The sequence below is a fragment of the Micromonospora sp. MH33 genome (genome assembly GCF_003013775.1).
GTDB lineage: Bacteria > Actinomycetota > Actinomycetes > Mycobacteriales > Micromonosporaceae > Micromonospora > Micromonospora fulviviridis.
This window is the reverse complement of record NZ_MUYZ01000341.1, coordinates 1-6,783: the sequence shown is the minus strand read 5'-3', so window position 1 is coordinate 6,783 and position 6,783 is coordinate 1. Positions and strand designations below refer to the sequence as shown.

Below are 6,783 nucleotides of genomic sequence, written 5' to 3'. Positions count from 1 at the left end.
CCGCCCGCCAGTTCCGCCGCGGCCAGCCGGTCCAGCGGCCCTCGCGGCGGCTCCAGCCCGGCGCGCCCGACACCGCCGGCCGCCACGGCCGGCTCCTCGGCGGGTGGGGCGACCAGCAGCAGGCTCACGGGCAGGTCCTCCCGGGTCGCGGCGGCCACCACCGATGCCGCCGCCTCGCACCCCGACTCGAACGACTCGGCCACCCCGGCGGCCCGGTCCGGGTGGGCGGCCGCCCGGTTGTCCAGCACCACCACGAGCCGGGGCAGGCTCGTGTCCACGTTCTCCCGCACCATCAGCTCGCCCACCCGGGCGCTGGTCCGCCAGTGCACCCGGCGCAACTCGTCCCCGACCACGTACTCGCGCAGCGAGTCGAAGGTGATCGAGCCGTGCGGCACGCTGTCGGTGCGCCCGTCCAGGCTCCGGCCGGCGCCCGTCGGCACCGCCGACAGCGGGTGGATGCGCGGGTGCACCCACACCGGCAACGGCTCCCCGTACGCGCGGGCCAGCGCCACGAGACCCAGCGGGTCGCGCCGGGTCACCCGCAGCGGCCCGACCGGCACCACGCCCCGGCGCCGGGTCGGCACCGGGTAGCGCACCTCGGTGTCCCGGCCGGGGCGCAGCCGCAGCAGCGGCACCGGCACGAGCCGCCCGCCGCACCGGTCCTCGGCCACCAGGTTCGCCGCCCGCAGCCGCCCGGTGTTGCGCACGGTCAGCACCATGGCCGCCGGCTCACCCCGGGTCACCCGGTCCGGGTCGGCCACCCGCTCGACCGTCAACCGGGGACGCCAGGCGGCGGTGACCAGGGCGTACCCGACCGCGACGCCGGCCGCCGCGCCCAGCACGGTCAGCTCCGGGTACGCGTACCGGAAGCCCACGCCGAGCAGCACGACGGCAGCCACGAGCAGCCCGACGCCGCGGGCGGTGATGCCCACCGGTCAGCCGTGGACCGGGGCGGGCTGCCCCGACGGCAGCGGCACCGGCACCGAGGCGACCGCCTGGCGCAGCACGTCGGCCGCGGTCACCCCGCGCACCTGCGCGTCCGGGGTGAGCAGCAGTCGGTGCGAGAAGACCGGCTCGACCAGCGTCTTCAGGTCCTCCGGCATGATCCAGCCCCGGCCGTCGATCAGCGCGTACGCGCACGCCGCCCGGGTCAGCGCGATCACGCCCCGGGGGCTGACCCCGACCCGCACCTGCGGGTGGGTGCGGGTCGCCGCGGCCAGCCGCACCGCGTACGTGTAGAGCGGCTCGGCGATGTGCACCCGCCGGGCCATCTTCACCATCTCCCCGACCGTGGCCGTGTCGGTGACTGGGGTGAGCGAGTCGGGCGAGCGCAGGGTGGCGCCCCGCAGCACCTCCACCTCGACCGCCTCGTCCGGGTAGCCGACGGAGAGCTTCACCAGGAACCGGTCGAGCTGGGCCTCGGGCAGCCGGTAGGTGCCGTCCATCTCCACCGGGTTCTGCGTCGCCACCACGAGGAACGGCTGGGGCACCGGGTGGCGTACGCCGTCCACGGTCACCGTGCGCTCCTCCATCACCTCCAGCAGCGCCGACTGCGTCTTCGGCGAGGCCCGGTTGATCTCGTCGGCGATCACGATGTTCGCGAACACCGGCCCCGGGTGGAACTCGAAGCCCCGGGTGGCCTGGTTGAAGATCGTCACCCCGGACACGTCCGAGGGGAGCAGGTCCGGGGTGAACTGGATACGCCGCCACTGCCCCTTGACGGTCGCCGCGACCGCCCGGGCCAGGGTCGTCTTGCCCACCCCCGGCACGTCCTCCAGCAGCACGTGCCCCTGGGCGAAGAGAGCGGTCAGCGCCAGCCGGACCACCTGCGGCTTGCCCAGCACGACCGCGTTGACGTTCTCGGCCAGCCGGGCGGCCAGGGCGGCGAAGCCCTGCACCTCCGGTTGGGTGAGCGGTTCGTGGGTGTTCACGGGCGCGGGTGCTCCTCGGTGCGGCGCGGTCAGCAGGTGGGCAGGAGGTTGATGTTGTCGCCACCCTCCAGGTTCAGCCAGGCCCACGGGATGTAGGTCTTGCCCTTGTAGTCGACCTGGACCCACCAGGTGCTGCGCTTGTCCTTGTTGTAGATGTAGGCGTAGACCTCTTCACCCTGCTTCTTGCAGAAGGTTCGCAGGCGGGTGCCGTCCGGCACCCAGCCGGCCTGGCGGCTGTCCACCTGCTGGGTGATCTCGAAGATCTCGTTGCCGTTGCGGCCGTCACGGTCCGAGTTGCAGTAGGTGGCCTCCGCGCCGGACGAACCGTTCTTGCACGTCGCGACGCCGTAGACCGGGTCGGTCGACTGTGCCCGGGTCGCGGTGCCCTTGCCGGCCGCGTTGCTCGCCGTCACCGTCACTGTGTACGCGGTGCCCGGCGTCAGGCCGGTCACCCGCAGGCTTGAGCAGCTCCCGTTGGCCGTCTGGCCGCCGGTGGCGGCCGAGCAGGTCGCCCGCCCACCGCCCGCGTCGACGGTGAAGTTCACCGTCACCGAGGTGGCGTCGGCCGACGAGCCGGTCACCGTGACCTGCGGCGCGGCCACCGTGCGGGCCGTGGCGCTGGCTGCGGCGCCCGGACCGGCCTCGTTGACCGCCTTCACCTTCACCGTGACGTTCTGCCCGTCGCCGAGCCCACCGATGGTGGCCCGCACGTCGGTCACCTCGGTGGTCTTCCCGGCGGCCTCCACCAGGTACTTCGTCACCGGGCGGCCGTTGTCCACCGCCGGCGCCCACTGCACCGCGATGGTGCCCGGCTGGTCGGCCACCGTGGACGCCTGCAGCTCGGTCGGCGCCGCCGGGGCGGTGAACGGCACCACCGTGTTGCTCACCGGCGAGGCCTTCGACCCGGCGCCCTTGTCGCTCACCGCGATCACCGTGAAGGCGTACTGCGTGCCGTACTCCAGCTGACCGGCGGGGATGACCAGCTCGGTCTTGGGCGACTCGCCGGCCGGGGCGGTCGCGCCGGCCGAGCTGGCGGTCACCGCGTACTTCGTGACGGTGTTGCCCTGGCCGTTGGCCGCCGGCCACTTCACCAGCACCGTGCCGTCCGGCCGGGCCTCGGCGGTGACACTGGCCGGCGGGTCCGGCACGGCGGCGGTCGGCGTGACCGGGTTGCTCCGGCGCGCCGGCCCGTCGCCCTTGGCGTTCACCGCGTGCACCGCGAACGTGTACGTCTCACCGTTGGTCAGCCCGGTGATCTCCAGAGCACGCTGGTTCGCGCCCACCTCGTGGCGCTGGCCGGCGCCCTCCACCACGTACCGGGTGATCTCGGCGCCGTTGGACGCGGCCGCCTGCCAGCTCACCCGCGCCGACGCGTTCCCCGCGGCGGCCGTCACCGCGCGCGGCGCACCCGGCTTGCCCACCTTCGGCTTCTTCGGCGGGGGCGGCGGCGGGGCAACCGGCGGCGGGTCGCCACCGAGCACGTCGTTGGCGTACTTGTTGACCTCGCGGACCTGGTTCTTGTCGTCCACGACCTGCGCCGTGGAGGAGTTGGGCGGGTTGATGAAGAGATGGTTCTCGCGGACCTCCAGCTCCATCGGCCCGGGCCGGCCGGTGCCCTTGATGGTATCGACGAGCTGCCCGTTCGCGTCGAAGGCGTAGACCGTGCCGGTGGTCTCGTCGGCGCAGTAGAAGCGGCCCGCCCAGGCCACCGCCGGGCTGAGCCGCTCACCCGCGCCGGGCACCGTGAAGCGCTGCACCTCGGCGCCGTCGCGGACCACGTGCACCTTCCGTTCGCCGCTCACCGTGACCGGCACCTGCGGGCCGCTGGTGCGCGTCGGCAGGCTGCCCGGGGCGGTCATCGTCAGGTTGGCCCGCTGCGTCCGGCCGGCCCGCACCGTGACCAGCGAGACGGAGGTGCGGTCGAGCACCGCCACCCCGTCGTCCAGCGTGGACACCACCAGCTCGTGCGCGGGCTCCGCCACCTCGTACGTCTCGACCCGCTTCGGGCTGAGCCCGGCGGGCGGCGCGGCGCCCGGTGTCGCGGGCAGATCGGCGGCGGTGACCGCCGAGACGGTGCCCTCGCTCGGGACCGCGACCCACAGCTTGCCCGCGCCGTCGAACGCGCCGCCGGTGATGCCCGGCGGGTAGCGCACCGGCTCGCCCACCGGGGTCAGCGACCGCGGGTCGAGCTGCCGGACGATGCCCTGCACCGCGTCGACGACGAACGCCGCGTCCTCGTGCAGGGCGACGCTCACCCCGAGGCCCGGGGCGGTCGGTGTGGTGGCGGTGATCTGGAGGGTGGCCAGGTCCAGCGAGCTGACCTGACCGGTGTTCAGGTCGCGCAGGATCAGCAGGCGGTCGGTCTGGGCGACCTGCATCTGGTGCCGGCGCCCGCCGGGCACCTCCATCCGGGTGTCCACCCGGGCGGTGACCCCGTTGACCCGGGCCAGCTCGCTGCGGCTGGTGCTCCACAACCAGGAGGAGGCGTCGTAGTTGGCCACCGCGTTGTCGGCGGCGCCCAGCCCGAGCACGGTCAACCCCATGGCGGCCAGCAGCGCGGCCACGGTGCCGATGGTCACCAGCCCGCCCCGCATCCGGGACCGGGGGCGGGCCGTCTCCGGCCCGGTGCTCGTGACGTCCTCGATGGTGGTCACTGCCGGCTGCCTCCCCGCGTCGGTGGGGGAGGGCGGCACGCGTGGTCGACCCTCCCCAGAGCCGGGAGCCATCATAGGGGCCGGCCGGTGCCGGTGAAACCCGCACCGTCCGCCTGTGGACACCGAGCGTGTCGCCGGTGGCCGGTCAGTCGGGCGTTGTGCCGCCCTCCCGGTCGGTGCAGACCTGACCCGAGGTGGCGTAGGTTTCCGTCGAGTAGACGGCCAGCACCGTGAAGCAGTAGTCCAGCTTCGGACTCAACCCGTTCACCGTGTAGCGGGTCTGCCCGGCGTCCACCGTGGCCATCACGCCCAGCTTCTGCCCGGCCCGCCCGCCGGCCACCACGAACGGCACCCCGCCGCCCGTCGGGTCGGTCCAGGTGACCGTGATCGTGGTGGTGTTGTCCTGCAGCCGCAGGTCACCCGGAGGCGGCCCGCTCGCCTTCGGCTTCGCCGCGGTCGGCGCCGGCGCGGGCGGCGGCGCCGGGTCGCGGTTGAGCAGCACCGCGCCCACGCCGACGGCGGCCGCTACCGCGACCACCACGGCACCGGCCGCCACGGCCACCACCGTGCGGTTGCGGCCGCGTGGCTGCGGTTCCTCCGCCACCGGGTACGCGGCCGGCTGGTGGAACGCCGGCGGCACCGCCGGCCAGGCCCCCTCGTCCCCGCCCTCCGGCGCCGGCTCCGGCTCGGGTTCCGTTGCCGGGGGCGCGTCCACCACCGGCTCGGGACGCGGGTCGTCGGGCCGGTCGAGCGGCTGCGGCGGGGCCGCGCTGCTCCACGGCGGTGCGGTCATCCCCCAGGGCGGCACGGGCGAGGCGCTGACCGGCGCCGCGGCGGGCGGCCCGCTCACCGGCGGCGGGAACCCGGTCGTGGGCGGCCCGCTCACCGGGTACCCGGGCGGCCCGCTGACCGGATGGCCGGGCTGGCCGCTGACGGGATGGCCGGGCGGTGGGGCAGAGATTGGCGGCGGTGCGCTGAACGGAGGGTTGACGCCCGGTGGGGTGGCGAAGGGCGTGCCCATGCCCGGTCCGGCGTTGAGGGGCGGGCCACTGGCTGGTGGGCCGCTGACCGGCGGCGGGAGAGATGGCCCGTTGGTCGGCGGGCCGCTGACGGGCTGCGGAGGCAGGGGTGGGCCGCTGGTCGGCGGACCGCTCACCGGCGAGGAGGGCGAGCGGCCGCTGCCATCGGCCGCACCGCTGCCGGGCAATGGCGAGGTCGGCAGGCTGTTGACCGCCGAGGGTGGCAGGGATGCGTCGCCGCCCGACGTGCCGTGCACCGGCCGTGTGTCGGCAGCGTGCTCGTCCACTGCGGGCTGACTGTCCCGCGCGACACCGCCCGTCGGAGGTCCGCTCGGCGGATTCGCCGTTCCCGCGCCGACGGGTGTCTGGGCGGGTGCGACGGCGGGCGGCCCGCTGACCGGCGGTCCGCTCACGGGCGGCGCGCTGACGGGCGGCGCGCTGACGGGCGGCGCGCTGACGGGCGGCGCGCTGACGGGCGGCGCGCTGACCGGAGATGTGCTCACGGGCGAGTTTCCCGCCGGGGGCGCGCTCGCGGGCGGGCTGCTCACCTGAGCGGTCGTGCCGGCACCCGGCGACGGCGAGGCGGTCATCCGCTCCGCCTCCTCCCGGAGCAGCGGGCCGATCTGCTGCACCTGGATGGTCGGCTTGTCCCACCCCGGTGCGGGGGCTGCGGGGGTGGCGCCGCGTTCGCCCACACCGGATTCCCCCGCTTCCGCGGCTGGCGGCACGGGCGTCCGGTATGGCGGGACGGCCGCCACGGGTGTGGGTGCCGGCGGAGCCGAGGTGGGTGCCGCGGTCGGCGCACCGGACGTCGGCGGAGCGGAGACCGGGATGGGCGGTGGCGGAGGAAGAACGCCGGGCGTGGGCGGGGCAGAGGTCGGAGCCGGGATCCTCCGCGCTGGCGGCATGCTTGCCGCAGCGGGCGGAGCCAGCGGTCCGGGCGCGCCGGAGTTCGGCGCGGCCGGCCCCGGGGCGGGCGCGGGCGGCGTCGAGACGGGTCGGACCGGAGGTGGGATGACCGGCGCCGGCGGCAACGGGACCCGCCCTGCGGCGGGCGGCGCGGAGCTGGGCGCGTGCGGCATCGGGCGCGCGGCGGGCGGAATCGGCGCCGCCGGGGCGGGGTTCGGTGGCGGCGACGGGACGACCGGAGGTCGAGGCGTGACCGGCGTGATCCCGGGC

General features: G+C 75.7%; 4 protein-coding genes. All 4 read right to left on the bottom strand.

The genetic code is table 11. The features are described 5' to 3' along the window. On the bottom strand, positions 1-932 hold a 932-nt coding region (locus B0E53_RS31575), incomplete at its 3' end, for a DUF58 domain-containing protein (RefSeq protein ID WP_107079321.1). Between the two features lie 3 nt (positions 933-935). Then, positions 936-1,931: a MoxR family ATPase gene (locus B0E53_RS31570; protein ID WP_107079320.1), complete on the bottom strand. Its 996-nt coding sequence runs from the start codon at positions 1,929-1,931 to the stop codon at positions 936-938. Positions 1,932-1,960: 29 nt separating this feature from the next. Beyond that, positions 1,961-4,525: a fibronectin type III domain-containing protein gene (locus B0E53_RS31565; RefSeq protein WP_246835695.1), complete on the bottom strand. Its 2,565-nt coding sequence runs from the start codon at positions 4,523-4,525 to the stop codon at positions 1,961-1,963. Positions 4,526-4,730: 205 nt separating this feature from the next. Beyond that, complete coding sequence (locus B0E53_RS31560) at positions 4,731-5,435, bottom strand: fibronectin type III domain-containing protein (protein WP_246835694.1); 705 nt, start codon at positions 5,433-5,435, stop codon at positions 4,731-4,733. Positions 5,436-6,783 lie beyond the last annotated feature (1,348 nt).

Coding starts and splice junctions, on each gene's coding strand:
- B0E53_RS31565 (WP_246835695.1), bottom strand. CDS start 4,525: ATGCGGGGCGGGCTGGTGACCATCGGCACCGTGGCCGCGCTGCTGGCC.